Annotated in this window: 31 protein-coding genes; 10 read left to right on the top strand and 21 right to left on the bottom strand. The window is 68.0% G+C overall.

Annotated features, from left to right (window positions below):
• The first annotated feature begins 158 nt into the window (after window positions 1–158).
• Together ACFYRU_RS20565 and ACFYRU_RS20560 are read left to right on the top strand one after the other, a co-directional pair.
• Complete coding sequence (locus tag ACFYRU_RS20565; protein WP_387661158.1) at window positions 159–698, top strand: acetamidase/formamidase family protein; 540 nt, start codon at window positions 159–161, stop codon at window positions 696–698.
• Between the two features lie 36 nt (window positions 699–734).
• Entirely contained in the window at window positions 735–1,445 is a 711-nt protein-coding gene (locus ACFYRU_RS20560) for a class I SAM-dependent methyltransferase (RefSeq protein ID WP_387661155.1), read from the top strand.
• Window positions 1,446–1,524: 79 nt separating this feature from the next.
• Here ACFYRU_RS20560 and ACFYRU_RS20555 read toward each other — a convergent pair whose 3' ends face one another.
• Window positions 1,525–2,466: an SDR family oxidoreductase gene (locus ACFYRU_RS20555; protein WP_387661152.1), complete on the bottom strand. Its 942-nt coding sequence runs from the start codon at window positions 2,464–2,466 to the stop codon at window positions 1,525–1,527.
• Between the two features lie 74 nt (window positions 2,467–2,540).
• On the opposite strand from ACFYRU_RS20555, the gene ACFYRU_RS20550 reads away from it, so the two are divergent.
• Window positions 2,541–3,098, top strand: coding sequence for a TetR family transcriptional regulator (locus tag ACFYRU_RS20550; protein ID WP_387661150.1), 558 nt, complete (start codon window positions 2,541–2,543; stop codon window positions 3,096–3,098).
• A gap of 40 nt (window positions 3,099–3,138) precedes the next feature.
• Entirely contained in the window at window positions 3,139–3,651 is a 513-nt protein-coding gene (locus tag ACFYRU_RS20545; protein ID WP_387661147.1) for a hypothetical protein, read from the top strand.
• Here the strand turns inward: ACFYRU_RS20545 and ACFYRU_RS20540 are convergent.
• From ACFYRU_RS20540 to ACFYRU_RS20525, 4 genes are all read right to left on the bottom strand, one after another.
• Window positions 3,624–4,124 carry a GNAT family N-acetyltransferase gene (locus tag ACFYRU_RS20540; RefSeq protein WP_387661144.1) on the bottom strand — a complete coding sequence of 167 codons (501 nt, stop codon included), beginning with the start codon at window positions 4,122–4,124 and terminating at the stop codon, window positions 3,624–3,626. The genes ACFYRU_RS20545 and ACFYRU_RS20540 overlap by 28 nt on opposite strands.
• A 25-nt stretch (window positions 4,125–4,149) precedes the next feature.
• Window positions 4,150–5,073 (bottom strand): LD-carboxypeptidase, encoded by a 924-nt coding sequence (locus ACFYRU_RS20535; RefSeq protein WP_387661143.1) that lies wholly within the window; start codon window positions 5,071–5,073, stop codon window positions 4,150–4,152.
• A gap of 34 nt (window positions 5,074–5,107) precedes the next feature.
• On the bottom strand, window positions 5,108–5,689 hold the full coding sequence (locus ACFYRU_RS20530; protein WP_387661140.1) for a dihydrofolate reductase family protein: 582 nt from the start codon (window positions 5,687–5,689) through the stop codon (window positions 5,108–5,110).
• A 66-nt stretch (window positions 5,690–5,755) separates the two neighbouring features.
• On the bottom strand, window positions 5,756–6,586 hold the full coding sequence (locus ACFYRU_RS20525; protein ID WP_387661137.1) for a helix-turn-helix domain-containing protein: 831 nt from the start codon (window positions 6,584–6,586) through the stop codon (window positions 5,756–5,758).
• A 187-nt stretch (window positions 6,587–6,773) separates the two neighbouring features.
• On the opposite strand from ACFYRU_RS20525, the gene ACFYRU_RS20520 reads away from it, so the two are divergent.
• The gene (locus tag ACFYRU_RS20520) at window positions 6,774–7,502 is read left to right on the top strand and encodes an LLM class flavin-dependent oxidoreductase (RefSeq protein WP_387661134.1); all 729 of its coding nucleotides are present in this window, start codon (window positions 6,774–6,776) and stop codon (window positions 7,500–7,502) included.
• A 26-nt stretch (window positions 7,503–7,528) separates the two neighbouring features.
• The gene (locus ACFYRU_RS20515) at window positions 7,529–7,927 is read left to right on the top strand and encodes an NUDIX domain-containing protein (RefSeq protein ID WP_387661131.1); all 399 of its coding nucleotides are present in this window, start codon (window positions 7,529–7,531) and stop codon (window positions 7,925–7,927) included.
• Here ACFYRU_RS20515 and ACFYRU_RS20510 read toward each other — a convergent pair.
• The 14 genes from ACFYRU_RS20510 to ACFYRU_RS20445 all read right to left on the bottom strand — a co-directional run bounded on the left by ACFYRU_RS20510 (window position 7,920) and on the right by ACFYRU_RS20445 (window position 19,452).
• On the bottom strand, window positions 7,920–8,243 hold the full coding sequence (locus ACFYRU_RS20510; RefSeq protein WP_387661128.1) for a GNAT family N-acetyltransferase: 324 nt from the start codon (window positions 8,241–8,243) through the stop codon (window positions 7,920–7,922). The genes ACFYRU_RS20515 and ACFYRU_RS20510 overlap by 8 nt on opposite strands.
• 168 nt (window positions 8,244–8,411) lie before the next feature.
• Window positions 8,412–8,855 carry a GNAT family N-acetyltransferase gene (locus ACFYRU_RS20505; RefSeq protein ID WP_387661125.1) on the bottom strand — a complete coding sequence of 148 codons (444 nt, stop codon included), beginning with the start codon at window positions 8,853–8,855 and terminating at the stop codon, window positions 8,412–8,414.
• A gap of 47 nt (window positions 8,856–8,902) precedes the next feature.
• The gene (locus tag ACFYRU_RS20500; protein ID WP_387662921.1) at window positions 8,903–9,268 is read right to left on the bottom strand and encodes a hypothetical protein; all 366 of its coding nucleotides are present in this window, start codon (window positions 9,266–9,268) and stop codon (window positions 8,903–8,905) included.
• Complete coding sequence (locus tag ACFYRU_RS20495; RefSeq protein WP_387661122.1) at window positions 9,256–9,603, bottom strand: class I SAM-dependent DNA methyltransferase; 348 nt, start codon at window positions 9,601–9,603, stop codon at window positions 9,256–9,258. The genes ACFYRU_RS20500 and ACFYRU_RS20495 overlap by 13 nt, the downstream gene beginning before the upstream one ends.
• A complete protein-coding gene (locus tag ACFYRU_RS20490; protein WP_387662919.1) occupies window positions 9,572–10,012 on the bottom strand; it encodes a DUF418 domain-containing protein in 441 nt (146 codons plus the stop codon). Before ACFYRU_RS20490 ends, ACFYRU_RS20495 begins: the two co-directional genes overlap by 32 nt.
• A gap of 275 nt (window positions 10,013–10,287) precedes the next feature.
• Complete coding sequence (locus ACFYRU_RS20485) at window positions 10,288–10,857, bottom strand: TetR/AcrR family transcriptional regulator (RefSeq protein ID WP_387661119.1); 570 nt, start codon at window positions 10,855–10,857, stop codon at window positions 10,288–10,290.
• A gap of 498 nt (window positions 10,858–11,355) precedes the next feature.
• Window positions 11,356–11,976, bottom strand: coding sequence for an HAD family hydrolase (locus tag ACFYRU_RS20480; RefSeq protein ID WP_387661116.1), 621 nt, complete (start codon window positions 11,974–11,976; stop codon window positions 11,356–11,358).
• A 188-nt stretch (window positions 11,977–12,164) separates the two neighbouring features.
• A complete protein-coding gene (locus tag ACFYRU_RS20475) occupies window positions 12,165–12,509 on the bottom strand; it encodes a VOC family protein (RefSeq protein WP_387661113.1) in 345 nt (114 codons plus the stop codon).
• Window positions 12,510–12,589: 80 nt separating this feature from the next.
• The gene (locus ACFYRU_RS20470) at window positions 12,590–14,944 is read right to left on the bottom strand and encodes an ATP-binding cassette domain-containing protein (RefSeq protein WP_387661110.1); all 2,355 of its coding nucleotides are present in this window, start codon (window positions 14,942–14,944) and stop codon (window positions 12,590–12,592) included.
• Window positions 14,945–14,968: 24 nt separating this feature from the next.
• Window positions 14,969–15,379 (bottom strand): VOC family protein, encoded by a 411-nt coding sequence (locus ACFYRU_RS20465; RefSeq protein ID WP_387661107.1) that lies wholly within the window; start codon window positions 15,377–15,379, stop codon window positions 14,969–14,971.
• Between the two features lie 10 nt (window positions 15,380–15,389).
• Window positions 15,390–15,833, bottom strand: coding sequence for a helix-turn-helix transcriptional regulator (locus ACFYRU_RS20460; RefSeq protein WP_387661104.1), 444 nt, complete (start codon window positions 15,831–15,833; stop codon window positions 15,390–15,392).
• Between the two features lie 53 nt (window positions 15,834–15,886).
• Window positions 15,887–16,849, bottom strand: a complete 963-nt coding sequence (locus ACFYRU_RS20455) for an endonuclease/exonuclease/phosphatase family protein (protein ID WP_387661101.1) — start codon at window positions 16,847–16,849, stop codon at window positions 15,887–15,889.
• A gap of 14 nt (window positions 16,850–16,863) precedes the next feature.
• Entirely contained in the window at window positions 16,864–18,444 is a 1,581-nt protein-coding gene (locus tag ACFYRU_RS20450) for a hypothetical protein (RefSeq protein ID WP_387661098.1), read from the bottom strand.
• Window positions 18,445–18,501: 57 nt separating this feature from the next.
• The gene (locus ACFYRU_RS20445; protein WP_387661095.1) at window positions 18,502–19,452 is read right to left on the bottom strand and encodes a saccharopine dehydrogenase NADP-binding domain-containing protein; all 951 of its coding nucleotides are present in this window, start codon (window positions 19,450–19,452) and stop codon (window positions 18,502–18,504) included.
• Window positions 19,453–19,524: 72 nt separating this feature from the next.
• Between ACFYRU_RS20445 and ACFYRU_RS20440 the strand changes: the two genes are divergently transcribed.
• Genes ACFYRU_RS20440 through ACFYRU_RS20430 form a run of 3 tightly spaced genes read left to right on the top strand, consistent with a single transcriptional unit; the run spans window position 19,525 to window position 22,234 of the window.
• Window positions 19,525–20,460 (top strand): helix-turn-helix domain-containing protein, encoded by a 936-nt coding sequence (locus ACFYRU_RS20440; protein ID WP_387661092.1) that lies wholly within the window; start codon window positions 19,525–19,527, stop codon window positions 20,458–20,460.
• A gap of 10 nt (window positions 20,461–20,470) precedes the next feature.
• Entirely contained in the window at window positions 20,471–21,166 is a 696-nt protein-coding gene (locus ACFYRU_RS20435; RefSeq protein WP_387661089.1) for a VOC family protein, read from the top strand.
• 45 nt (window positions 21,167–21,211) lie between these two features.
• Window positions 21,212–22,234, top strand: a complete 1,023-nt coding sequence (locus ACFYRU_RS20430) for a LacI family DNA-binding transcriptional regulator (RefSeq protein ID WP_387661087.1) — start codon at window positions 21,212–21,214, stop codon at window positions 22,232–22,234.
• Here ACFYRU_RS20430 and ACFYRU_RS20425 read toward each other — a convergent pair.
• Both ACFYRU_RS20425 and ACFYRU_RS20420 read right to left on the bottom strand, forming a co-directional pair.
• Window positions 22,188–23,123: a small ribosomal subunit Rsm22 family protein gene (locus tag ACFYRU_RS20425; protein WP_387661084.1), complete on the bottom strand. Its 936-nt coding sequence runs from the start codon at window positions 23,121–23,123 to the stop codon at window positions 22,188–22,190. The genes ACFYRU_RS20430 and ACFYRU_RS20425 overlap by 47 nt on opposite strands.
• A 200-nt stretch (window positions 23,124–23,323) precedes the next feature.
• Complete coding sequence (locus tag ACFYRU_RS20420) at window positions 23,324–23,908, bottom strand: VOC family protein (RefSeq protein WP_387661081.1); 585 nt, start codon at window positions 23,906–23,908, stop codon at window positions 23,324–23,326.
• Window positions 23,909–24,009: 101 nt separating this feature from the next.
• On the opposite strand from ACFYRU_RS20420, the gene pyrH reads away from it, so the two are divergent.
• Window positions 24,010–24,717, top strand: a complete 708-nt coding sequence (gene pyrH, locus ACFYRU_RS20415; protein WP_387661079.1) for a UMP kinase — start codon at window positions 24,010–24,012, stop codon at window positions 24,715–24,717.
• Window positions 24,718–24,769: the final 52 nt, after the last annotated feature.

Raw genomic sequence — 24,769 nt, 5'->3', positions numbered from 1 at the left:
GACCCCGTTGGTCAGTATGGCTTCGCAACCACCACCAAAGGTTGGGAGCCGTGGGGCGGCGTTCTCCGGGAGTCCGCGAACCACGAATATGTGGCCGCGCCGAGCTCCGCGGTCACCAGGCGATCCTGGACGGGCAACACGTCGTACCAGTTGTCCCGATGCTCGGCTGGCTCGGCCTGGTTCGGTCCGAACTGATCGCCGACCCCTGGGACCACGGCGGCAACCTCGACACCAAGGAGTTCGCCCCGGGCTCGACCCTCTTTCTCTACGACGAAATCGGGTCTGGCCGGTTCGTCATCGGCGACGCGCACGCCGCAATGGGCGATGGCGAGATCAGTGGCCAAGGCATCGAGATCGGCTCTTGGTGCGACCTGTCTGTCGAGGTGATCCACGGCACCTCTCCACATCGTCCCATCGTTTGCACCGCCGACGCGGTCGTCCACCTCTGCAGCCGCTTCACCGAGAAAGACGCGTACACCCAAGCCATCTCCGACGCCGTCCACCACCTCGGATTCGCTCAGCACCTCGGCTTCGAGCAGGCCAACGCCCTCCTCAGCGTCATCGCCGACCTCCGCGTGTCGAGCGTCGTATCCCACTCGCCTACCTACAAGCTCCTCGTCCCGTCGGGCTGGCTGGGCCCGATAGAAGATCTCCTGACTGTTGAGAAGCCGATGCTGCCCTACACCCCGAGATCATGATCGTCCCGCGCCCGCCCGACTGATAGGAAACTGTTCATGCCTTCCGCACAGGATCCTGAGTCCGATCAGTACGACGCGTTTGCCGGCGCGTACTCGTCGGCAAACGACAGCAGTCTCTACAACGCCTACTACGCGCGGCCAGAACTGCTTCGGCTCTCGGGTGATGTGTCTGGGCTCCGGGTGCTCGACGTCGGATGTGGCGCCGGTCCGTTGATGAAGCAACTGCGGGACAAGGGCGCCGAGGTCTCAGGCTTCGACGGTAGTGCCGCGATGCTGGATCTGGCCCGGCAACGCTTGGGTGACGACGTCGACCTCAGAGTTGGAGACCTGGCCGCCCAACTTCCCTACGGCGACGGCGAGTTCGACCTGGCGGTTGCGTCCCTCGTACTGCACTACATCGAGGACTGGACGCAGCCGCTCGCCGCGTTGCGGCGGGTACTGAAACCGGGCGGGCGGCTGGTTGTGGCGACCATGCATCCCACTGTGTACGCCGTGGCGCATTCGGACGCCGACTACTTCGCGGTCACCCAGTACTCCGAGGACTACGAGATGGACGGGCAGACAGTGTGGATGACGTACTGGCACCGTCCCCTGTACGCCGTCTTCAACGCCTTCGTCGACGCAGGCTTCCACATCTCGAGAGTGAGCGAGCCGCCTCCGGCAGTCGACACTCCCCCGGAGCTCCTGCCCACCGAGGACGGGCGCTCGTTCATCTGCTTCTTGTTCCTCGAACTCACGTCCGCGTGACGCTACTCCCGTGCCCACCAGTTAAGTCCGACGAGTCGAGGCACGTGACCGAACTCGTCGCAACCGTGGGTTAGCTCGTTCAGTGGCGGAGCCAGGTTTCTTCTGCTCGGTGGCTGGCGGTTGGGTCTAGGTAGTCGCTGGTGGCCAGGTCTTCGAGTAGGCCTGGGTGGGTTGGGGTCCAGTTGAGGAGGGCGCGGGTGTGCTGGCTCGAGACGGGCGTGTCTAGGGAGAAGAATTTGGCCAGGAACGGGTTCCCCAGGTGTTCGGCGGCCTCGTCGACGGTCAGTGACACGGTGGGGATCTGGAGCAGGTGGCCGATCTGCTCTGCGATGCTTTTGATCGTTACCGCGCATTCGCCGACGCCGTGCAGCACGCTGCCGACCGGAGCGTTCTCCAGCGCCAGCCGGAACAGCACTGCCGCGTCTGCGCGATGTACGGCCGGCCAGCGGTTGAGGCCGTCGCCGATGTACGCCGACACTCCCGCCCGCCGGGCTGCCGCGATCAGCGCCGGGATGAAACCGTGGTCCCGCGGGCCGTGCACCGTCGGCGCCAGGCGTACGACGGACGCTCGTACTCCCGACTCCCCCAGTCCCAGGCACGCGTGCTCGCCGGCGATCCGGAACGCCGCGATCGACCCCGGATCGGGTGCATCCAATTCTGTGGTGATCCGGCCGGTTGCCATCACCAGCGTGCCGGACGTGCTGACCAGCGGCTTCCCCGTGCCAACGAGTGCGCTGCCGAGAGCCTCGATTGCCTGACGGTCGCGCCGGATCAGGGCCTCCGGATCGGCGTAGTCGCCGCCGTACCCCATGTGCAACACCCCGTCGGACGCCTCCGCTCCGCGCCGCAGGCTGTCCAGATCGTCCAGCGAGCCCTCGTGTGGCGTTGCCCCCAGCCCTGACAGCACATCGGCGGCGCGTTCGGAGCGAGCCAGTCCTGTGACGGTGTGGCCGTTCCTGATCAGCTCGGACACCACGGTCGGACCGGTTTGTCCCGTTCCCCCGGTGACGAACACCTTCATCTACAGCTCCTTAATGTCAGTCACTGACACTACATGAAATGTCAGTGACTGACACAATGGGCTAGGGTGAGGGAGTGCCACGGAGCGGAGCAGAAGCGCGCGGCCGCCTGTTGCAGGCGGCGCTCGAGTTGTTCGCGGAGCGCGGGTTCGACCGGACCACCGCCGCGGAGATAGCGGCTCGCGCCGGCGTCAACGAGCGCACCTTCTTCCGGCACTTCAGCGACAAACGCGAAGTACTGTTCGACGGGGAGGCCGAGCTCCGGCTGGATCTGATCCGGTCGATCGTCGAGGCTCCGAGCGGACTTGCGCCGTACGACGTCCTGCTGCATGCCTTCGCGGCAGCGGCCGAAGCACTGGAAGCCCGTCGCCCGACGACCGGTGCCCGCGCCGAGCTCATCGCTTCGACTCCTGCACTACGTGAACGGGACCTGACCAAACACGCCCTACTCACCGACGCCGTCGCAGAGGCCCTACGTCAACGCGGCCTCTCCGACCGGCTCGCGGACCTGGCCGCGAGGACTGGTTGGGCCACCTACCAGCACGCGGTCCGCACCTGGGACGGCAACCCCGATCCGGGCCTGCAAGCGTGCGTGCGCCAAGCCTTCGACGACCTGCGAAAGCTCTCTAGGTGACGCGAGCCCAATTAGAGTTGTGCCCGGAGAGGAGCGAAACATGGTGATGGGGAATCAGGACATCGGGGCTTGGGATGCGGAGTGGCATCGGGCTGGGCGGGTGGTGTTCGGGGTTCGGCGGACGTTGGCCTTTGGTGGGCTGGTTGTTGTGGTGGCGCTGGCCGGGATTCCGATCGTTTCGGTGGTTCGGGACCTCGACAGTCGCGGTACCTGGTTCACGATCCGGGTGGCGCTCCTTGGCGTACTCGTCGCCGCCTGCGCGGTGCTCGCCGTACTGTTCCTGCTCGGCCACCCGCGGGCGACCGTGAGTGCTGCCGGCATCCGCTTCGCGTGGTGGCGGCGGATCCCGTGGTCCGAGTTCCAGGGCACCGCACTCGTTGCACCGAGCAACGGTCTCGCCGCCCCTTATCTGACCATCACCTCCACCCGCGGCACCAAACTCCACATCCCCCAAACGAACGTCGAAGACCTCAGCGCCTTCGCCGCCTGGCTCACCAAGCTCCACATCCAACACCAGGTGAGCGGTCATGATCGGAGTACGAATCCGACGTAGTCCGCCCCGGCTGGTCCCGGCCGCGAGGTTCCGTCTCGGGTCCAGCCGTGCCGCTCGTAGAACCGGATGGCGCGAGAGTTCCGTTCCCAGACATCCACCTCACCCACGGCGTTGACCTGGCGTGCGACGAAGCGTTCCATCAACGCGCTGCCAACGCCACTCGACCACCGATCCGGCTCAACGAAGATCCCGACCAGCCGGACGCGCGTCTCGTGCGGCGCGTTGGTCGGAAACACTCCGTTGGCATCCAGCGCGAGCACACCCGCGATGTCGTCGCCGAAGGCAGCCACCAGCACGTCGAGGCGAGGGTCCCCCACCATCTTGCGCCAGGTCTCCCGGTACTCCTCGTCGGGAACCGCCGCCACTTCGTGTCCACCGGCGCCGTAGTACGCAGCGCGCGACCGGGCATGCAGTTCCGCCAGCGCATCGGCGTCACCGGGCGCTGCGTCGCGAATGCGGATGAGCTGAGTCATGACGAACGAGGCTACGACAGCGCGTTCAGCTAACGCCCGGCGCGACGGTCAGCGTTCCTGCTGCCGGGTCAATTGTCGCTACGGTGCCGAGTGGAACGGTGGCGGGTCGAAGGCCGTGTCCAATCGGGAGGCCGCCGAGGATTGGTACGCCGAGCTTCGTCAGACGGTCGCGGAGGACGTCCAGTACGGTCCATCCGTTGACCAGGTCGTCTTCGAAGCCGGTGAGCTGACCTACGGCGACACCGCACAGCCCGTCGAGCAGGCCCGATCGCATCAGCTGGGTCAGTTGGCGGTCGACCATGCCAAGGCCTGTGCCATGGTTCTCCTCGATCAGCAGGATGCCGCCGTCGAAGCTGCACAGGTCTCCGCCGACGGCGCAGCGAACAGCGTCGAGGTTTCCGCCCATTAGGAACCCAGTCGCAGCTTCGCCCTCGGTCAGGGCGGCGCTGAGCTCCTTCGGATCCTGCCGGACGACGATCTCGTCGGTGGTCATCAGTGCGCGGCGTAACGCCTCGGCGCACTCGGGACCACGGCTCGGCTCGTACCAGCTCATCGTCGGTCCGTGAATGCCGACGAGGGCGACCTGCTTCCACAGTGCGAGGTGCAAGGCGGTGATGTCGCTGAAGCCGATCAGCGGCTTCGGGTCGCGCCGTACGGCGTCGAAGTCGAGCCCGTCGGCGATGCGGTACGCCCCTTTGCCGCCGCGCGTGGCGAAGATCGCGCGTACGCCCGGATCACGGAAGGCGTCGTTGAGGTCGGCGAGCCTGTCCTCGTCGGCGCCGGCCAAGTAGCCGGCGCTGTCGAAGGCATGCTTCCCGAGCTCGACCTGCAGGCCCCAGCTCGTGACGAGCTCGACGCCTTTCGCTACCAGTTCGCGGTCAGGCGTACTGGACGGCGAGACGAAACGGACGCGGTCGCCGGGATTCAACCGGGGCGGCAGAAGGGTCATGGTTCGAAAGTGTGACAGGGGCCTCCGACAACAGTCAGCGACGGACCTGGTAGCGCAGGTGGAGGACGCGGTTGCTCGGGATGACGACGTCCGGGTCTTCCAGGAGGTGTTGTGCGTGCAGCGAGCCGAAGTAGCGCTTGCCGGAGCCGAGTACGACGGGTGCGACGTCCATGCGTACCTCGTCGACCAGGCCCGCGGCGAACACCTGGCCGCCAACGTCGCCCGCGGCGACTTCGACCGTACGATCGCCGGCGAGCTCCTGTGCCTTGGCCATGGCTGCTTCGATGCCGTCGACGAAGTGGAGCGGCGCTTCGGGGTCCCAGCCCGCGGGCTGCGGGCGATGCGTGACGACGACCACGTGGTCGATGCCGCCGGGAGGCTTGCCGTCCCAGCCGTCCGTGAGGTCGAAGACGTGGCGGCCGACGACGGTCACGCCGATCTCGTCCCAGTACGGCCTTACGTACTCGTACGACGTCTGCGACACCTTGAGTACGCCGCTGTCGTCCAACAGGACATCGCCACCTGTCAACCAGTCGAACAGCGGTCCCGGCTGGTCGTGCTCGTCCGCGATGAAGCCGTCCACCGACACCGAGCCGTACATGACCACCTTGCCCACAGGGCGCTCCTTTGCTTCGGGGTGCGCCCAAGTTAGCGCGCCGTGGGCTGTCGCTCTTGTAAGAAATCAATCGGCCGGCAGCGGCCAGCTATCCAGCGTGTGGCCGGGGTGTTCGCGCAGGAACCGCCGCCGGACTTCGACGTACTGAGTCGGCGTGAGCCCGGTGAACGCCCGGAACTCGTGTCCGAAATGAGCCTGGTCGAAATACCCTGCGCGTACGGCGAGCTCGCTCCAGTCGACCGGTTCGGCGGGGTTGATCGCGAACACCGCGGCGGTGAAGCGGTACGTTCGCGCCAGCCGCTTCGGTGTGACGCCGATCAGCTCCTTGAACCGCTGTGTCAGATGCGTGCTGCTGATGCCGGCTCCCGTACTCAGGCCGCCGATGCCCACTGCCCCGCTGGTCGTCGCGATGACGCTGCTCGTATGACGAACCAGCTCCATCCCGGCGGTCTCGTGCAGGCGTCGCATGAGCTCGTTCTCGAGGAACGTCAGCATCTCGTACGGTCCGTCCGCCGCGGCCAGCCGATCGCGCAGCTCGGCGACGGCGCGCCGGCCCCAAACCTGCTCCACGGTCACCGGCCGATCGCACAGCTCGGCCGCAGGCATCCGCAGGAACGGCGCCAAGCCCCACGGCTTGAAGTGCACGCCGACGGACCGGGGCCGGCGCGGGTACCCGAACTCCAGCATGCTAGTCGGCATGGTGATCACGCAGCCGTCGGCGTACTCGGCCGCCTCGACGTCGCTGCCGCCACGAATCCGGAACGGCTCCCCCAGGTTGACGATCAACAACGCCGCCGGCATCGGCGGCAACACCAGCCGCGCATACGGCGCCGCCCCCTCCAGGTAGTAGAGATCGTCGATCAACCCACCCAACGGCGCCCGCGGCACCCTCGACACATACTCCACTCCCCCAGCATCTCTGATCTTCTTGTGTGGTGTTGTCGGAATGGGGGGTGGGGGTTCGTGGAGAGTACAAGTAGAGCGACAGACTTGAAGGAGAGCGATGATGACCGGTCAGTTGAGGCCGTTTCGATTTGGGGTTGTGGCGCCGATCAGTTCGGATCTGGCGGCGTGGCGTGATCGGGTGCAGCTGATTGGCGACAGCGGTTACTCGACGTTGTTGATGCCCGACGTGCCGACGTGGCAGCCGGCGCTTGCGCCGACACTCGCGACCGTGGCTGCCCTGACCGATCTGCGGGTGGGTTCGTGGGTCTACGCGGCGGCGCTGCGTGAGCCGTTGAGCACGGCATGGGAGGCACACTCGCTCTCGGTACTCACCGAAGGCCGGTTCGAGATGGGGATCGGCGCCGGGCGGCCCGGGATCGAGGTCGAGCTGGGGCTGCCCGCCGTCTCCCTCGCCGAGCGCCGTACCAGGATGCGCGAAACCGTCGCCAAGCTGCGTACGTTCGACGGCCCCGATCTGCACACGCCGGTCGTCATGGCGGTCAGTGGCCCGAAGTCGCGTGCGCTGGCGCTCGAGGTAGCCGACGCTGTGACGTTCGTGCTCCCGGCGGACGACGACCGGACCGAAACCACGAACGCGGTACGCGACTTTGCCGCCGGCAATGACATCGAGCTCGCCCAGCACATCGCCGTCGTCGGTGACGGTGTCGCACCGTTCATGGCCGGACCCGGCCTGGACACCGCGGCACTCCACGCCGCCGACTCGCTCATCGTCCTGCCGAGCGACCCCTCGGCGGCCGCCGAGGAGATCGAGCGGCGCCGTGAGGAGATCGGCTTCTCGTACTTCGTCATCGGCGCCGACTTCGCCGAGACCCTCGCACCGGTCGTGGCCAAGCTGGCCGGGCAGTAGGACCGAGAGCCGCCTAGAGTTCCGCCATGGTCAGCCGGATCGCAGTCGCCGCACTCGTCCGCGACGGTCTGGTGCTGCTGGTACATCGCCACCCGTCGCGCGAGAACTATCCCGACTGCTGGGATCTCGCCGGCGGGCACGTCGAGAGCGGCGAGTTGCCGCGGGACGCCGTACGCCGGGAATGCCTCGAGGAACTCGGCGTCCACGTGTACGACCCCGTACCGATCCCGATGACGACCAGCAACCCGCAGCTCGACATGCACGCGTTCGTCATCACGCGCTGGGACGGCGAACCTGTCAACACCGAACCCGACGAGCACGACGACCTCCGCTGGTTCCGTCCCAGCGAGCTGCCGAACCTGAAGCTGGCCGACCCAGGAACCCTCCCAACCATCCTGGCCGCCCTCCAGGTAGCTTCTAGGTGAGCTTCTTGCGTAGGAGGGTTATCTGGGTTTCGTAGCGATTCACGGTTCCGTCCAGAGCTTCCACGTTCCAGCCGCCGGGCTCGCTACCGCTGACTTCGTAGCCCAGGCGTTCGTAGAGTCCTTGTGGGCGCGCGGAGTTGACGTCGACGCCTAGCTCGGCCCAGTCGAGGCCGCGGCCGCGGATTCGTTGCTTCAGCGCCTCGATCAGCACCGTGCCGATTCCGCACGAGCGCAACTCCGCTTGGACCGAGAGTTGCCAGATCGTCGCCGCTCCCGGTGGTTTCGTGTAGTCGGCACCTCCGACCGCGACCGGCAATCCCGAGGGTGGCAGACCGCCAGGTAGTCGACCTCGCCGCGGCCGGCGCGCTCGATCGCTTCGGCGACGGACGCGAGCCCCGTCGCGGACCCGTACCAACTGAGAGCCGGCAGGTCGGCCTCGGTGAGATCGCGGACGGTCAACGGAACGACAACCTGAGCCCTGGTTCTACCTGGATTCCTTCTGCAGCAACTGACGCGATGAAGCGAAGCCGAGCCGCTCGTATACCGGTACGGCTCTGCGGCCCGAATGCACGGTGACGTGGCCCGCGCCGAGGTCGAAGGCGTGGTCGGCGGCCGCCTGTACGAGGGCCGAGCCGACCCCTCTCCCCCGCTGCTCCGGTACGACGAACACGCTCTGGATGTCGGCCGACCGCCGAGTGGTGACACCCGGTCGCGGTACGCGCGGAACGGTCGCCAGCCACGCCATCCCGACGACCTCGTTCTCGTCAGCGACGAACGCCACGTGCGCGGGGTTGCCCGCCCACCACGTATCAAGGTCCGCCGCGAACTCCTCGACCGACTGCGATGCCCGCTGCTCAGGCGTCGCATTCAGCCACAGCAGCCGCGCCAGATGCTTCACGTCCGCCTGATCCGCAATGCGAATGTCCACGTGGCCGAGTCTTTCGCATACCTACGGCCAGCCGCAGCTCAATAAACTCAGCAGGCTTCGAGGGTGAAGAAGATGAAGCTGATGAAGCGGGCGGGGTGTTCGACGTCTTTGGGGCGTAGGGCGGCTGGGGTGTTTGGGGAGATGGGGGGTTCGGTGATCGCGGTGATGCGGAAGCCGGCTGTGGTGAAGGCGTCGGACATTGCTTGGATGGGGCGGTGCCAGATCGTGTAGGTGACGGTGCGGCCGGCGTGTTCGGCGTTGAAGGAGAATTCGGCGAGGTCGAAGTACTTGCCGTCCGGGTTCAGGGCGGTGTAGACGAACGGGTGGTTGAGCGACAGGATCAGTCGGCCGCCGGGTTTCAGTACGCGGCGTAGTTCGGCGAGCGGCTCGGTCCAGTCCTTCAGGTAGTGCAGGACGAGGGAGCAGACGACATCGTCGAACGCCGCGTCGTCGTACCGCGCAGCGGCTTCGCCAGGTCGGCAACGGTCAGGTCGGCATCGGCACCGAGCCTGCGGCGGGCCAGGTCGAGCATCGAAGCGCTCAGATCGAACCCGCTGACGATCGCGCCCCGGTCGCGGAGCGCCGCTGCCAGCGGACCGGCGCCGCAGCCGGCGTCGAGGATGCGCCGGCCGTCGACGGCACCGGCGAGGTCGAGCATCGCCGGTCGTTCGTAGTGGCCGTTGAGCAGGTTGACCTCGTTGTCCGCGGCGTACGCCTCAGCGAACTCGTCGTAGTCGGTCTTCGGCACCAAGCGCTCCTTGCTCTGTGCGGGCGATTCGGATCGGCGGCCGCTCGGCCCAGGTCGCCCATCGCCACAGCCACTCGAACGGCCCTTGGGTGAAGCGACGCAGCCACAGCGTGGACCACATCCATTGCGTGGTGAGGATTGCGGCAGCGATCAGTACGACGTCACCAGCGGAGATAATGTTCAGGTCGAGTCCGTGGATGATCGTCAGTACGAGCATCGTCGCCGTCAGGTAGTTGGTGAGCGCCATCCGCCCGAGCGGACTGAAGATCCGAATCAGCTGCGACCGGATCCGCGTCGTGAGCAGGGCGAGCAGCGTGCACACGTAGAACGCCGCCACCACCAACCCACCGGTCGCGAGCGCGAACCAGAACAGTCGGTCGTCCGACGTCAACGTCCGCTGCCAAAGCAGGAGTGGTACGGCGGCCGCTGCAAGAGCTCGGCGCGACGGCAGCCGGGTCGAGGTTGGGGCGGATCTTGTCCCGGTACGGGCGGAAAATCCTCCCCAGCCGCGGCCGGGCCCGGTCGGGTTGGGGTACCTGCGCGAACTGGTCGGACGGCTCGCACAGCACGGTCCCGCCGACCTCGCTCGAGCTCCCGTCGGACGAGTCGTCGTGGCCGCCGGAGGTGATGACCACGGTCTGCCGGGTCGTTCACCGTACGGAGATCGCTGTGTGGGCGTGGCAGTCAGGTCTGGTCTGAACGGCTTCGGTACGTCAGGAGGCCGTCGACGCCGCGGAGGAACGTGTCGCAGATCGGCTTCGGGTCGGTGAGGCAGCCGGCGGTCATCGCGCCGTCGCGAAGCATCACGAAGTGGCGGGCGGCCGGTTCCGCGTCGGGTTTGCCGGTCGCAGTGAAGAGTTCGGTCATCGTGTCGAGGAACCACTGGCGGTGCTTCAGTACGGCCTGGTGGATCGGGAACTCCGGGTCCGGGTACTCGGCCGCGGCGTTGAGGAACGCGCACCCGCGGAAGCCGGGGCTCTTGATGTCCTCCACGATGAACCCGGCAACCGCGCGGATCACGTCATCAGCGTCCGTATCGGCGGCTCGCGCGGCCGCCACCCGCTCTCGGATCGCGTCGTCGGCCTGCGTCAGGTACGCGACGATTAGGTCGTCCTTGCTCGGAAAATGCCGATACAACGTAGCCCGCGTAACCTGCGCCTCGGCAATCACCCGATCCACCCCAACCGCGTGAATCCCCTCAGCGTAGAACAGCCCAGTGGCCGTACCAAGCAACCGCATCCGCGCTTCCGACATGCCCTCAAGGCTAGCAGATAGAACGATCTGTCTTGACCTGGACGAGTGGGCCTGCCGACCCTGGTGATGCAGGCAGACCCACCCGCCAGCGGCAACGTGGGGGTGGCCACGTGCCGGCTCCACCACATCGGGCATGTGGGGAGGCTGGGAGGCGCAGCAGCGCTCGCGTTACGGCGACGCAGCCCTGCGCCGATTGCTGGCCGCGACAGCTTGCCGGGTCAGCAGGAGCGCCGGCCTGTGCAGGACGACTGAGTTTGCCGCAAAGACTGCTGCGGCATAGTCACCGATCAACGACTCGTCAGACGCCCGGGACGCAGATGGAACATCGCTGCCGGACGCCCGCTTGCGCGGACGATCACCCCTCAGCTTGTGCCTTCGACGGTGACGCATGAGACACCCCTCACCCACAGAGCTGACCGACGCTCTGCACTCAGCGTCTCTTACGCCTCTGAAGCACAACTGATTTCATCCTGAAGAACCGATGCCGACCGCCGGCCTTCAGGAAGTGGGTCGAATGGTGACTCCATGCAGCGCCGCCAGATTGCGCAGGACCTCGTGCCCATGGGGGAAGGTCCATTGTTCGGCTTTCAGGCCGGCGGTGCGGGCGGCGGTGATGTTGCGGGGGGTGTCGTCGATGAAGAGGATCGTGGTGGGGTCGGCGCCGATGCGGGCCGCGGCGCGGGTGAAGAACAGGGGGTCGGGTTTCGCGACGCCGAGGTCGTACGAGTAGCAGCTGACGTCGAAGAGGTCGTCGTACCCGAGCGCCGTCCGCATGTGCGTACCGCGGTACTGCTCCTGGTTCGTCCCGAGGTGTACGCCGTAACCGTTCCGCCGGAGCGTCCGCACCAGCGCGATGGACTCCTCGATCAGCACGATGTTCTTCCACACCGCGTCGTACACCTCGGTCACCGGTGTACGTACGCCGTACCGCTCCAGCGACGCCGCCAGCACCGGCAGGTAGTCGCCCCGCCCCGCGAGCATCGGCAGCTCGTCCGACCACGTCTCGCGCAGGAACTCCTCCGCCCGGTCCCCCAGATACGGCTCCATCGCCGCGAACCACCCGCCAGGCAGCTCCTGCAACACCCCGTCCGCATCGAACAGCACGTGCTCAACCGACATCAGTTCCCCTCAGAACGAGACGGATGGCGGGTTGTTGCAGGACTGGCCTGCTGCAACCCGCCAGCGGTCACACAGTCTGCCAGGCGTCGTCCAGTTCCTCGGCTTCAACCGTGTCGTCCTCTGGTACGTCGGCCTCCGTGGGTGAGCCGTACAGGGCGGCCCGGATCTCGGTGGGGAGATTGCACATTTCAGGACGGGTCTTGGAGGAGGCCGAGGACGTTGCCGTCGGGGTCGGTGACGAGCGCCACCAGGCGGCCGTTGGAGACGTCGCGCGGGGGCTGCTTGAGGGTTCCGCCGGCCTCGACGATTGCCTTGATGCGGTCCTCGATGTCGGTCACGTGCCAGTGCGCGACCGGGCCGGTCATGTCGCTGTTCGGTACCAGGCCGATCTGCTGGCCGGCGGCCTCGAAGCCGACGTAGTACGGCGAGTCGGCGACCGGCTCGACGCCGAGCAGCGCGGCGTACACCGGCTTGGCTTTCTCGAGGTCGGTGACCGGGTGCAGGATGGTCTGGACGCCTTGCGTGGTGGTCATTTCGTCATCTCCAGTTCAGTGGTCTGCCAACACGACCAACGCTATTTCCGGACCACCACGCGCTGCTTCTCGATTCCTGATCAGTTCGCGACGTACTCCGCGAGATGCTTCCCCGTCAGCGTCTTCGGCTTCTTGATCAGGTCGGCCGGGGTGCCCTCGAAGACGACCTTGCCGCCGTCGTGGCCGGCGCCCGGGCCGAGGTCGATGATCCAGTCGGCGTGTGCCATCACCGCCTGGTGGTGCTCGATCACGATGACCGACTTGCCGGAGTCGACCAGGCGGTCGAGCAGTCCGAGCAGCTGTTCGACGTCGGCCAGGTGCAGACCCGTAGTGGGCTCGTCGAGGACGTAGATGCCGCCCTTCTCGCCCATGTGGGTCGCCAGCTTCAGCCGCTGGCGCTCGCCGCCGGACAGTGTCGTCAGCGGCTGCCCGAGCGACACGTACCCGAGTCCGACGTCCGACAGCCGCCCCAGGATCGCCGAAGCCGCCGGGGTCCGCGCGTCACCCTCGGCGAAGAACGGCAACGCCTCCGAAACCGGCATCGCCAGCACCTCGGCGATGTCGCGACCGCCGAACGTGTACTCCAGTACGGCAGCCTGGAACCGCCGCCCCTCGCACTCCTCGCACGTCTGCTCGACGGTCGCCATCACGCCGAGCTCGGTGTAGATGACCCCGGCGCCCTTGCACGCCGGGCACGCGCCCTCGGAGTTCGCGCTGAACAGCGCCGGCTTCACGCCGTTCGCCTTGGCGAAGGCCTTCCGGATCGGCTCGAGCAGACCGGTGTACGTGGCCGGGTTCGACCGCCGCGACCCGCGGATCGCGCCCTGGTCGATCGACACGACGCCTTCCCGGTCGGCGATCGACCCGTGGATCAGCGAACTCTTCCCGGACCCGGCCACTCCGGTGACAACGGTCAGCACACCGAGCGGTACGTCCACGTCGACGTCCTGCAGGTTGTTCAGCGACGCCCCGCGGACCTCCATGACCGAGGACGCGGACCGGACCGACGGCTTCAGCGAAGCGCGGTCGTCCAGGTGCCGCCCGGTCAGTGTCCCGCTGGTACGCAGCTTGTCGAGCGTCCCCTCGAACACCACCTCGCCGCCGCCGGACCCGGCGCCCGGGCCGAGGTCGATCACGTGGTCGGCGATCGCGATCGTCTCGGGCTTGTGCTCGACGACGAGGACCGTGTTGCCCTTGTCGCGCAATTGCAGCAGCAGCTCGTTCATCCGCTGGATGTCGTGCGGGTGCAGACCGATCGTCGGCTCGTCGAACACGTACGTGACGTCGGTCAGCGACGACCCGAGGTGCCGGATCATCTTGGTGCGCTGCGCCTCACCGCCCGACAGCGTCCCGGCGGGCCGGTCGAGCGACAGGTACCCGAGCCCGATGTCGACGAACGACTGCAACGCCTCGCCCAAAGCCTTCAGCAGCGGCGCCACCGAAGGCTCCTTCAACGAACGGATCCAGGCGGCCAGGTCGGTGATCTGCATCGCGGTCAGGTCGGCGATGTTCTTGCCGTTGATCTTCGACGAGCGGGCCTCGGCGCTGAGCCGGGTGCCGTCGCAGTCCGGGCAGGTCGTGAACGTCACCGCGCGCTCGACGAACGCCCGGACGTGCGGCTGCATCGCGTCCACGTCCTTGGACAGGAACGACCGCTGGATCGCCGGGATGATGCCGTTGTAGGTGAGGTTGATGCCCTCGACCTTGATCTTGGTCGGCTCCCGGTAGAGCAGGTCGTGCAGTTCCTTCTTGGTGTACTTCTTGATCGGCTTGTCCATGTTGAAGTAGCCGGAGCCGCGGAAGATCCGCCCGTACCAGCCCTCCATGCTGTAGCCGGGGATCGTCAGCGCGCCCTCGGCCAGCGACTTCTCCGCGTCGTACAGCGCGGTCAGGTCGAAGTCGGTGACCGAGCCCATGCCCTCGCAGCGCGGGCACATGCCACCCGCGTACACGGCCTCGCGGACGACCTTCTTCTCCCCCGCGCCCTTGTCGGCGGTCATCGAGCCGGTCGCGGTCCGCTTCGGGACGTTGAACGAGTACGCCGTCGGTGGGCCGATGTGCGGCTGCGCGATCCGGCTGAACAGGATCCGCAACATCGCGTTCGCGTCGGTCGCCGTACCGACGGTGGACCGCGGGTTGGCGCCCATCCGCTCCTGGTCGACGATGATCGCGGTGGTGATGCCGTCGAGGACGTCGACCTCAGGGCGGGCCAGCGACGGCATGAAGCCTTGCACGAACGCGCTGTAGGTCTCGTTGATCAGCCGTTGCGACTCGGCCGCGATGGTGCCGAACACCAGCGAGCTCTTGCCCGACCCGGACACCCCGGTGAACGCGGTCAGCCGGCGCTTCGGGATCTCGACGCTGACGTCCTTGAGGTTGTTCACCCGGGCGCCGGTGACCCGGATCATGTCGTGGCTGTCGGCAACGTGTTCCATGCTCGGTCTACTCCAAGGGTGAGGTCAGCGGGCCTGGTTGATCCGGACGTGGTTGCCGGCCGGGTCGCGGAACGCGCAGTCGCGGACACCGTACGGCTGGTCCACCGGTTCCTGGATCACTTCGGCGTCGCTGGCCTGCAGCCGGTCGAACAGGCTGTCCAGGTCGTCGGTCTGCAGCACCACGGTCGCGTACGTGCCCTTGGCCATCATCTCGAAGATCGTCCTGCGCTCGTCCTCGGTGATGCCGGGGTCGACGGCAGGCGGAGTCAGCACGATCGAGGTGTCCGGCTGGCCGGGCGGGCCGACCGTGATCCAGCGCATCCCCTCGTACCCGACGTCCATCCGGACCTCGAAGCCGAGCAGGTCGCGGTAGAACTTCAGCGACTCCTCGGGATCGGTGTGCGGCAGGAAGCTGTTCAGGATTTTCAGACTCATGGGCGTCACGCTACGTGCCGGAGGCCGGAGTTGCTTCTCGATTCCTGATCGGTCGGGTCACCTGTTTCGCGACACACGACGGAATTCCGAGCGTCGCGTCCGCGGCGGCGTCCTTGTAGACGCTCGGCGGCATCCCGACCAGCTCGGTGAAGCGGGTACTGAACGTGCCGAGCGACTGGCAGCCGACCTCGAAGCACACCTCGGTGACGCTCATCCCGCCGCGCCGCAGCAGCATCATCGCGCGCTCGATCCGGCGCGTCATCAGGTACCCGTACGGCGACTCTCCGTAGGCACGCTTGAACTCGCGGCTCAGGTGCCCCGCCGACATGTGCGCGCCCCGCGCCAGCGCCTCGACGTCCAGCGGCTGTGCGTACTCCCGGTCGATCCGGTCCTTCACACGCCGCAGCCGCGCCAGGTCGTCCAGGCGCTGCGCATCCGTCGTCCCGCTACTCACGGTAGAAATCCTGCCATCTCAACCAAGCGAAGTCACTCAGCCGACGACGCGGGTCATGCTGCGCACGGCCCGATCGTGGTCACCAGGCCGTGGTGGTCCGAGCGGGGAATCGTGTACCAGTGGTTGTGGTCCGAGCACCAACCTTGCTTGATCAGGACGTGGTCGATCCGTACAAGTAGGGCGGCCCACCTCCCGATCTGCGACGGTCGTCCCCAGCTGTCGAGCATCGCGTCGTGCAGCGGCCGGGTGAGGATCCGGTAGTCGCGGCCGCGGTCGGTGGTGTTCAGGTCGCCGGCGACCACGACCGGCCCGCTGTCCTTCGCGGCCCGTTCGGCGATCTGCTCGATCAGCCGGTGATGCCCGGCGACGGTCGTCTCGTACGGCTGGCCCGGGTTCTTCTGCCGGTACGTCGACCCGCCTGTCGTGTACCAGGGCCTCGGCACGTGGACCGCGATCAGGTCGAAGTCGCCGGACGGGGCGTGCACCCGGAGCATGAAGCCGGGCAGGTCCGGGCCGGGGCTTTCGAGGACGGTCAGCGGCCAGTGACTGAAGACCGCGATGGCCGGGCCGTTCCAGTACGACTCCACGTACTGGTACGCCTGGGACAGCCGGTGGGTCAGCGGCGAGCCGAGTTCGGACACGACGAGTACGTCGGCGTTCACCCCGATGAACGTGTCGGCGCCCTCGAGCTCGCCTTCGCCGATGTTCGCGGCGGCGATCCGTACGGCGCGACTCTCGTCGACGGTCCCGGTCCCGTGCGGGATCCACGGCGTGACCGTCGCGACGACCCCGACCAGCAGCGTCGACACCGCGAACGCAAGCGCCGCGGGCCGCCGGCGGCCGAGCAGGCCGAGGCTGCCGGCCACGAGCGCGACGACCAGCGTGAGCATCGGCAGTACGATCGCGAGCACGTCGGTGACCACCCCGAGCCGGTCACGCAGCACGAACCAGGCCCACGGCAACAATCCGGCGATCACGATCCCCGCGGACCGCCGTACCAGCGGTTCCCCCTCCACACGTCCAGGCTAGGTCAGCGAACCTGAGACGACGCTGTCAACCGGACGCCCCAGTTCAGATAAGCCACGTTGGCGAGGAGCCAGCCGAAGCCGATCGGCTGCTGCCCGTCGCGCTCCGGCGTCGGCTGGTAACGGTTGTAGAGCGCGAGGCAGTGGGCATGCACTTGCGGATCCCACGGCGTGACCTGCATCCAGCGTGGCGCCTGGGCCGCGACCGACGCGGCACCGACCGCACCGCCGGCGACGGTGGTGTGGATGCCCGGCAGTCCGTCTGCGTCGGTGAACGCGACGTTCTGGGTGAAGGTCCGGGCGATCCGCGCCATGTCCCGGCCCGTGAACGCGAGCTTCGCGCGGAACGCCCGGACGGCGAACTCGACGTCGATCGCGCCGTGGCTGATGTCCTCGAACTGGCGTGCCGGACCACCGGACGGGGTGAAGATCGAGAGGTCCGTCGCAGGATCGCCGGTCTTGGTGAAGCCCTCGTAGATGCGGCCGCCGACGGGCCAGTAGTGCCATTGGTATGCGTCGTCGGCGTCGGCGGTGAGCTGGGCCGAGAACATCCTGCCCATCGCTGCGACCTTGTCCCGGTAGGACCGGTCGCCGGTCACGAGGGCCAGTTCGACGAGGGTCTGGCCGAGGCCGACGGACTGGTTGATCGGTTGCTCGCAGCCGTCGTACGGCAGCGGCTGGCCCTTCGGCCAGATCAGGTGGTCGGTGTCGTACTCCCAGTCGTGGACGGCGACCGCCTCGCGGCAGGCCTGCAGGTACTCCGCTGCCTTCCGGCCGTAGCGCTTCCGCAGTACCGGCGAGCCGGCGACGATCCGGACGAAGCTCGCGATCGGGTACGTGATCATGCCGGTGTGTACGGCGAAGATCACCGGCCGGCAGTGCATCTGGTAGCTGCCGAACTGTGGCACGTCGCCCGCGCCCGGCGCCGCACGCCGATCGACGGCCGTCAGCTGGAGCGGTCCAGGCGTGGCCGCGTAGATCCGGGCGACGGCGTAGTCGGCGCTCTCGGGGTCCAGCGAGAGGTCGGTGTGCGTGACCGTACGGTTCACGGAGATGTTGACGAGCTTGACCGTGAACGTGTCCGGGCGGGTCCCGGCCGTGACGGCGATCGTCGTGTCCTCGGCGTACGACAGCGCCTCGCGGAGATCGAGTAGCGGCGTACCGTTGCCGTCGGCAAGGGTTGCGTACCCGGTGGTGTACGGGTGGTCGGCGCGCCACGCGGGCAACGACAGGCCGCGGTAGTCGGTGACACCGCGAGCGCTGTCGCGGACCTGCAGCACCTGGTCGACGTTGTCGATCAGGCGGTCGAGGTAGTAGGTGTCGCGGTACGTCTCGTACATCCGGACCAGCCCGAGCAGTACATACGACTGACTCCAGGCGAGCATGCCGGAGCGGCCGTCGCGGTTCGTGTTGTCGTTCGGCTGGTCGGGCTGCCCCGGGCCACCTTGCTGGAACAGGCGGTCCCAGTCGTCGAACGTACGGCGGGCCGTGTAGTCGATGGTGTCGTCGGCGTACGCGGTGGTGGTGGTTCCGAGCGCAACGGCTCCGGTTGCTTGGAGGAAGGTACGGCGCGCGAGCTTGGGCATGTGGGCGGCCTCCGGCTTCGTCAGCAGAGGTCCAACATTCTCCCGTGCGGAATCGATTTACGGCAGGTCGAACGCGAGTGGTAACTCCTTGAGGAACTCGACGGCGTCGAACATCGCGCCGGCCGACGCCACCCCGGACGCCCGCGTCTCGCCGGCCAGGATCCGCCGGACGGCGCCGACCGCGAGCGGTGCGCTGATCGCGTAGATGTCGTTGCCGGTCGCCGTCGCGCGCCGGTCGCCGACCCGTACGTCGACCACGAAGGACTGGTCGTTGTCGCGCGGTGGCGCCGGGGTGTCCGCGTCCGCCAGGTCACCGGCGGCTTCGACCGTCATGTACGTGCGGACTTCGGGTACGGCGATGTGGCTCGGGATCGTGACGATGTCGGCCATGCTGAACTCGGCGATCACCCGGCGCTTCCCAAGCGGCGCGGGGAACGTCCAGTCCTCCTGCACCGGCGGGTCGTCGTGGTACTGCAGGCGCCCGTCGGCGTACCGCACCCGCCGCCCGCCCCGCCGATCATGCGACACCCGCCCGGCCTCGCGCGTCCCGGGAGTCGGATGCCAACTACTCAACCCGTAGGCGACGTGAACCGGCGCCAGTTCTTCGGCAATAGCAGTCGTCAGCAGGTCGCCGAGCCCGCCGTAGAACGCCATCGCCGGGACAACCGGGGTGCTGCTCCGGCGAGCGAGGGTCGCGGTGTTCGCCTCGATCTCGGCGGCGACGTCGACGTACGGGATCCGCTGTCGCGCGGCGGCCTCGATCAGCGGCTCGGCGGTGGTGGCGAACGGACCCGCACAGTTGATCACCGCGGCCGCGTTCCGCAACGCCCGGTCCAGCGCGTACGGATCATCGACGGCGGCCGGTCGTACGTCGAGGGCGCCCCACTGGGCCATGAGTGTGGACCCGTTGCGGCCGGAGACGGCGACCGGAAGGTTCTGGCGAAGGAGTTCCTCGACGACGAACCGGCCGGTGTGACCGGTGGCGCCGTACACGACGATGGCGTTCATGCCATCGAGTCTCCAGCGCGCGCCGCCCCGACTGTGAGGGTCCGGAACGACAACATCCGTACACTTTCGGACATGCACACCGTCGCCGTGGCAACCGCGGGCCACCTGCTGCACTTCGAGCTCGGCATCGCCTACGAAATCTTCGGCAACCCACCCCAAGGCGTCGACGACTGGTACGACGTACGCCTGTGCGGCGACGGCCCCACCCAAGTCGGCCCGTTCCTGGTCAACCCGTCGCACAGCCTCAACGACCTGTCGGCCGCCGACACGGTCCTCGTACCAGCCCTCGCCGACCCCACCCAACCCCCACCACCCGACCTGGTAGCCGCGGTCCGCTCCGCCCACAGTTCTGGGTCTCGCATAGCGTCCCTCTGCACCGGCGCCTTCGTCCTCGGCGCAGCCGGATTACTCGACGGCCGCCGAGCCACCACCCACTGGGCCCACACAGCCGACCTCCAAGCCGCCTACCCACAAGCCGAGGTCGACCCGGACGTCCTCTACACCGACAACGGCACGGTCCTCACCGCCGCCGGCAAAGCGGCGGCGGTCGACCTCTGCCTGCACCTGATCCACCTCGACCACGGCGCCACGATCGCGAACACCGTCGCCCGCCGGCTCGTCGTACCACCGCACCGCACCGGCGGCCAGGCGCAGTTCGTCGCGACCCCGGTCCAGGTCAGCGGCGACCACTCCCTCACCGAACTGCTCGCCTGGGCGCAGGAGCGTCTCGACCAGCCGCTGACCGTCACCGACCTCGCACGTCGCGCCGGCACCAGCGCGCGCCACCTCGGTCGCCAGTTCCGTTCGATCACCGGTCAGACGCCGCTGCAGTGGCTCCTCACCCAGCGGGTCCGGCGCGCGCAGCAGTTGCTCGAATCGACCGACAACGGCATCGAGCAGGTCGCCGTCGCGACTGGTCTCGGGACCGCGACTACGTTGCGGCGACACTTCCAGCGGGTGGTCGGCGTACCGCCGAATACGTACCGGCGGTCGTTCCGCAGCACGTAGGGTCGGTCGCATGAGCCTCCAGGAACTCCGCTTCCGCGCCACGCACCTCGACGCGGTCCGGGCCGGGACGAAGCGGATCACGATGCGCTTCAACGACCCGGTCGAGGTCGGGCCGGCCGACCTGGTGTTCGAGTTCGACGAAGAGGTCCGGTTGCCCGGCCGGATCGTGTCGGCACTCGCGAAGCGGGTGGACGCGGTGACCGACGAGGAAGCCCGCGAGGACGGATTCGCCGGCGCGGACGAGGTGATCCCTGGCCTCAGCAGCTACTACCCGGACCTCAAGCCGAGCGACGAGCTGGTCATCGTCCGCTTCGACCTGGTGTACCCGCGCCGCATGCACACCGTTCTCGACACGACGGACGCGCCCGCCCTGGCAGCCTTCTACCGCGACCTCCTGGGCCTTCGCTTCCGCCCCGGCGACGACGACGACTGGATCGTGCTGCTCGATGCCGACGGCAACCGTCAGCTGGCGATCCAGCAGGTGGCCGAGCTGAAACGACCCACCTGGCCGACCTCCGACGTACCGATGCAGCTACACGTCGACTACGCCGTACCCTCCGCCGAGGAACTGGAACGCCACCGCAGCCGCGCCGTAGACCTGGGCGCGACCGTCCTCCACGACCGCTCCACCGACGCGGACGAACCCCTCTACGTCCTGGCCGACCCAGCAGGCCACCCGTTCTGCCTACTGGTGGGGCATCCCTGACCCGTCGGCGTGCAACCGGTTGCGGCGGCCGTTAGGCTGCGCTGCATGGCCTCCAACGACCCCGCGGCGCCGACGATCACCAACGTCGCGGCGCTTGCGGGCGTCTCCCGCGCGACGGTCTCGCGGGCCTTCAGCAATCCCCGCGTACTGCGGGCCGACACCGTCACCCGGGTCCGCGCCGCCGCGGCCGAGCTCGGCTACGTACCGAACCCGACCGCGCAGGCGCTGTCCACCGGACGCCACGGGCTGCTCGCGATGATCGTGCCTGACATCGCGAATCCGTTCTTCCCGCCGATGATCGGCGCGGCCCAGGGCCGGGCCGAGACCGCCGGGCTCGCGCTGCTGCTCGGCAACACCGACGAGGACCCGGCCCGCGAGCACACGATGGTCGGGCGGCTGACCCCGCAGGCCGACGGGTTCGTACTGGCCGCCAGCCGGATGACCGAGAAGCAGATCCGCGACCTCGCCGTACGCCGCCCCGTCGTACTGGTGAACCGTGACGTCACCGGCATCCCGCGGGTGCTCGTCGACAGCGCGGACGGCGTACGCGCCACCGTCGAACACCTGGCGGAACTCGGCCACACCCGGATCGCGTACCTGGCCGGCCCGGCCCGCTCGTGGGCCAACGCCCAACGGAAGAAGGCGGTCAAACGCTCCGCAGAGCGGGCCGGGATCGAGGCGATCATGCTGCCCGGGCAGGTGTCGAACTACGAGGCCGGGATGCAGGCGGCGCCGGCGCTGCTCGACAGCCGGGCGACCGCGGCCGTCGCCTTCGACGACGTCCTCGCCCACGGCGTCATGGCCGGACTGACGCAACGTGGTGTCTCCGTCCCGGACGACATCAGCCTCGTCGGCTGCGATGACGTACTGAAAGCACAGGTGTACCCGGCGCTCACCACGGTCTCCTCGCATGCGGCTGACGCCGGCGCGGCCGCCGTCGATCTCCTCCTGCAGCGACTCGAGAACCCCGAGGACCCCGACCGTCGTGTCCTCCTCGGGACCTCGCTGATCGTCCGGGCAACTACGGCTCGAGCTGCAACCGGTTGCACCACTCGTCGCCCCAGCTAGTGCTGCGCGCGGCGCGGTAGGCGTCGGACGACTTCGGTACGACGATCCGCTCGGTCGTACCGGACTCCGTACAGAGGTCGAGAACGACGCGGTTCTTCGGGTGAAGCGGACGGGTGATGACGCGGGCCGGTGCCGGGCGGACCGGGTTGCGCGTGGCGACGACGTAGGTGAACTTCTCGTCCTCGAAGTTGCGGGTGCCGTGCTTGAGGACGCGATGCAGTTCGGTGCGTGGGAGACGTGCGGCGAAGTGGCACCAAGTGGCCGGGCACGGTCTTTCGTGGGGACACGGCGCGGCGATCCGGAGGCCGTGGGCGAGCAATTGGTCGCGGGCTTCGAGGATGCGGCGGTGGCCGGCCGGAGTACCTGGTTCGACGACGACGATCGTTTGCGCGGATCGGGCCGCGGCGTCGACGAGAGCGTGTCGTGCGTCGGGAGTCAGCTCGTTGAGGACGTACGCGATCGTCGCCAGATCGGTTCCCACGGCGCCGTCCCAACTGCGAAGATCGCCCAGGGTCCACCGCCAGTTGTTGCCTTCAGCAAGAGATTTGCCGAGGCGGACCGCGGCCGGCTGGCGTTCGACGATCTCGGTACGCAGTCCTGGCCAGTACTCAGTCGCCGCCCACGCGGCGGCCCCGGTGCCGCCGCCGAGATCGACGTGGGTATTGACGGGCGCGTCGACCGCGGCGAGGGCAGCGTGGATCGCGCGGAAGGTTGCGGGCATTCGTACGACGGCGTACGCCAACGCGTCGAGCTCATCTCCGAGACCGGGCGTGGCGTCGTCGATCTGCTCGTTGCGGTAGCGGTCGGACAGCGCGTCGGCGCGGCGACGCAGTTCGTGGTGCGGCACGCCGGTCACGGCGCGGGCGAGGGCAGCATGAAGCGAGGACATGCGGAAGCTCCGGTTCGATCGGCACGGAGCACGCCGCTGCGACAGCGGCATGCGTGATCCGCGGCCAGACGCCGCGACGCACCGATCGGTCCGGAGGGAGAGCTGTCAGCAGGCAGCAGTCGAGGAGGGAACGGCGCGGAACCGGAGAACCTTCCTAGCCATCACACACCTCCTCGAGTCACTCCGAACGCTAGCAGATCTCAGCGGCCCTCCGAGGTACACAGGCAGACCTTGTTGCCCTGCGGGTCCGCGAGCACGATGAACATCGGCGCCTCGTCGTCGTACACGACCTTGCCGCCGGCCGCGATCGCCGCCTCGATCCGCGCCGGCACGACCTCGGGCGGGAGCCACAGGTCCAGGTGGAAGCGCTGCCGCGGCGGCTCGTGTGGCGTCGTCCCTTGGAACCACAGGTTCGCGACCCGGCCGGTCGGATCCATCACATCGTTCCCGGTGAACGAGTCGGTGCTCCCGGTCAGTACGGCCGCCCAGAACGGCCCGATCTCCACCAGCTCCGCCGTGTCCAGCGCGATCTCGAGTTGCGCCACCGCGGCCGGATCGGCCTTCAGCCCCTGCTCGGCCGCCACCGCACTGATCCGCTCGGCCAGGCCCTCGTCGCGGGTCGCGACATCCACGTACGACGCTCCGAGCCGCAGCTCGGGGACGGCCTCCCCGCACGCCTCCCCCACCGCCGCCGCGAACCGAACCCCGTCCGCGTAGGCGTCGATCAGGAATCTCGTCTGCCACGCCTGCGCCAGCTTCCGCCAGTCGGACACCATGTCCATCATGCCCACCTCCTCGTCGACCCGAGCCTAGAACCCACCGGGGACAACTCACGGCGGCCCGCTGCGCTGCGGCCTGCCCCGGGTGCCGTGATAGATGTTGCGGCATGTATCGCAGGCTCGTCCTCAAGCTCTCCGGGCAGGCGATCGCCGGCTCGAACGAGTTCGGTTTCAGCAGCGACCGGCTCACCCATCTCGCCACCGAGGTGATCGCACTCCGCGCCACCGGCGTCCAGGTCGCGGTGGTGATCGGCGGCGGGAACGTGTTCCGCGGCAACCGCGCCGGCGACTGGGGCATCGACCGGGTCGAGGCCGACAACATCGGCATGCTCGGTACCGTCATCAACGCGGTCCTGCTGCGCGGCCGGCTCGCCGCACTCGGGGCACACGGCGTACGCCTGATGACCGCGCTCCCGATCGAGAACCTCGCCGAACCGTACATCCGTCTGCGCGCGCTGCGGCACCTGGAGAAGGGCTCGATCGTCCTGCTTGCCTGCGGCAACGGCCAGCCGTTCACCACCACCGACTACCCGTCGGTCCAGCGCGCGATCGAGCTACAGGCCGACGCGCTGCTGGTCGCGAAGAACGGTACCGACGGCGTGTACGACGCCGACCCCAACCGGTACCCCGACGCCACCCGCTTCGACCACCTGACCTACCAGGAGGTGATCGACCGAGGCCTGGGGGTCATGGACCAGTCCGCCTTCATCCTCGCCCGCGACCACCACCTCCCCCTCCACGTCTTCGACATAGACCGCCCCCACGCCGCCACCACCATCGCCACCGGCACCCCGGTAGGCACCCTCATCAACTGACATGTAGGCGACAGCTAAATGGTTTGTGTGTTCTCGGAAGGAGTTGGTGTAC

The organism is Kribbella sp. NPDC004536 (assembly GCF_042873835.1).
Classification (GTDB): Bacteria; Actinomycetota; Actinomycetes; order Propionibacteriales; family Kribbellaceae; genus Kribbella.
The sequence above is the reverse complement of the archived record's forward strand: the minus strand, read 5'-3'. Positions and strand labels throughout refer to the sequence as shown.

Coding starts and splice junctions, on each gene's coding strand:
- ACFYRU_RS20565 (WP_387661158.1), top strand. CDS start 159: ATGCTCGGCTGGCTCGGCCTGGTTCGGTCCGAACTGATCGCCGACCCC.
- ACFYRU_RS20560 (WP_387661155.1), top strand. CDS start 735: ATGCCTTCCGCACAGGATCCTGAGTCCGATCAGTACGACGCGTTTGCC.
- ACFYRU_RS20555 (WP_387661152.1), bottom strand. CDS start 2,466: ATGAAGGTGTTCGTCACCGGGGGAACGGGACAAACCGGTCCGACCGTG.
- ACFYRU_RS20545 (WP_387661147.1), top strand. CDS start 3,139: ATGGTGATGGGGAATCAGGACATCGGGGCTTGGGATGCGGAGTGGCAT.
- ACFYRU_RS20540 (WP_387661144.1), bottom strand. CDS start 4,124: ATGACTCAGCTCATCCGCATTCGCGACGCAGCGCCCGGTGACGCCGAT.
- ACFYRU_RS20535 (WP_387661143.1), bottom strand. CDS start 5,073: ATGACCCTTCTGCCGCCCCGGTTGAATCCCGGCGACCGCGTCCGTTTC.
- ACFYRU_RS20515 (WP_387661131.1), top strand. CDS start 7,529: ATGGTCAGCCGGATCGCAGTCGCCGCACTCGTCCGCGACGGTCTGGTG.
- ACFYRU_RS20485 (WP_387661119.1), bottom strand. CDS start 10,857: ATGTCGGAAGCGCGGATGCGGTTGCTTGGTACGGCCACTGGGCTGTTC.
- ACFYRU_RS20480 (WP_387661116.1), bottom strand. CDS start 11,976: ATGTCGGTTGAGCACGTGCTGTTCGATGCGGACGGGGTGTTGCAGGAG.
- ACFYRU_RS20475 (WP_387661113.1), bottom strand. CDS start 12,509: ATGACCACCACGCAAGGCGTCCAGACCATCCTGCACCCGGTCACCGAC.
- ACFYRU_RS20470 (WP_387661110.1), bottom strand. CDS start 14,944: ATGGAACACGTTGCCGACAGCCACGACATGATCCGGGTCACCGGCGCC.
- ACFYRU_RS20465 (WP_387661107.1), bottom strand. CDS start 15,379: ATGAGTCTGAAAATCCTGAACAGCTTCCTGCCGCACACCGATCCCGAG.
- ACFYRU_RS20450 (WP_387661098.1), bottom strand. CDS start 18,444: ATGCCCAAGCTCGCGCGCCGTACCTTCCTCCAAGCAACCGGAGCCGTT.
- ACFYRU_RS20445 (WP_387661095.1), bottom strand. CDS start 19,452: ATGAACGCCATCGTCGTGTACGGCGCCACCGGTCACACCGGCCGGTTC.
- ACFYRU_RS20440 (WP_387661092.1), top strand. CDS start 19,525: ATGCACACCGTCGCCGTGGCAACCGCGGGCCACCTGCTGCACTTCGAG.
- ACFYRU_RS20435 (WP_387661089.1), top strand. CDS start 20,471: ATGAGCCTCCAGGAACTCCGCTTCCGCGCCACGCACCTCGACGCGGTC.
- ACFYRU_RS20430 (WP_387661087.1), top strand. CDS start 21,212: ATGGCCTCCAACGACCCCGCGGCGCCGACGATCACCAACGTCGCGGCG.
- ACFYRU_RS20425 (WP_387661084.1), bottom strand. CDS start 23,123: ATGTCCTCGCTTCATGCTGCCCTCGCCCGCGCCGTGACCGGCGTGCCG.
- ACFYRU_RS20420 (WP_387661081.1), bottom strand. CDS start 23,908: ATGATGGACATGGTGTCCGACTGGCGGAAGCTGGCGCAGGCGTGGCAG.
- pyrH (WP_387661079.1), top strand. CDS start 24,010: ATGTATCGCAGGCTCGTCCTCAAGCTCTCCGGGCAGGCGATCGCCGGC.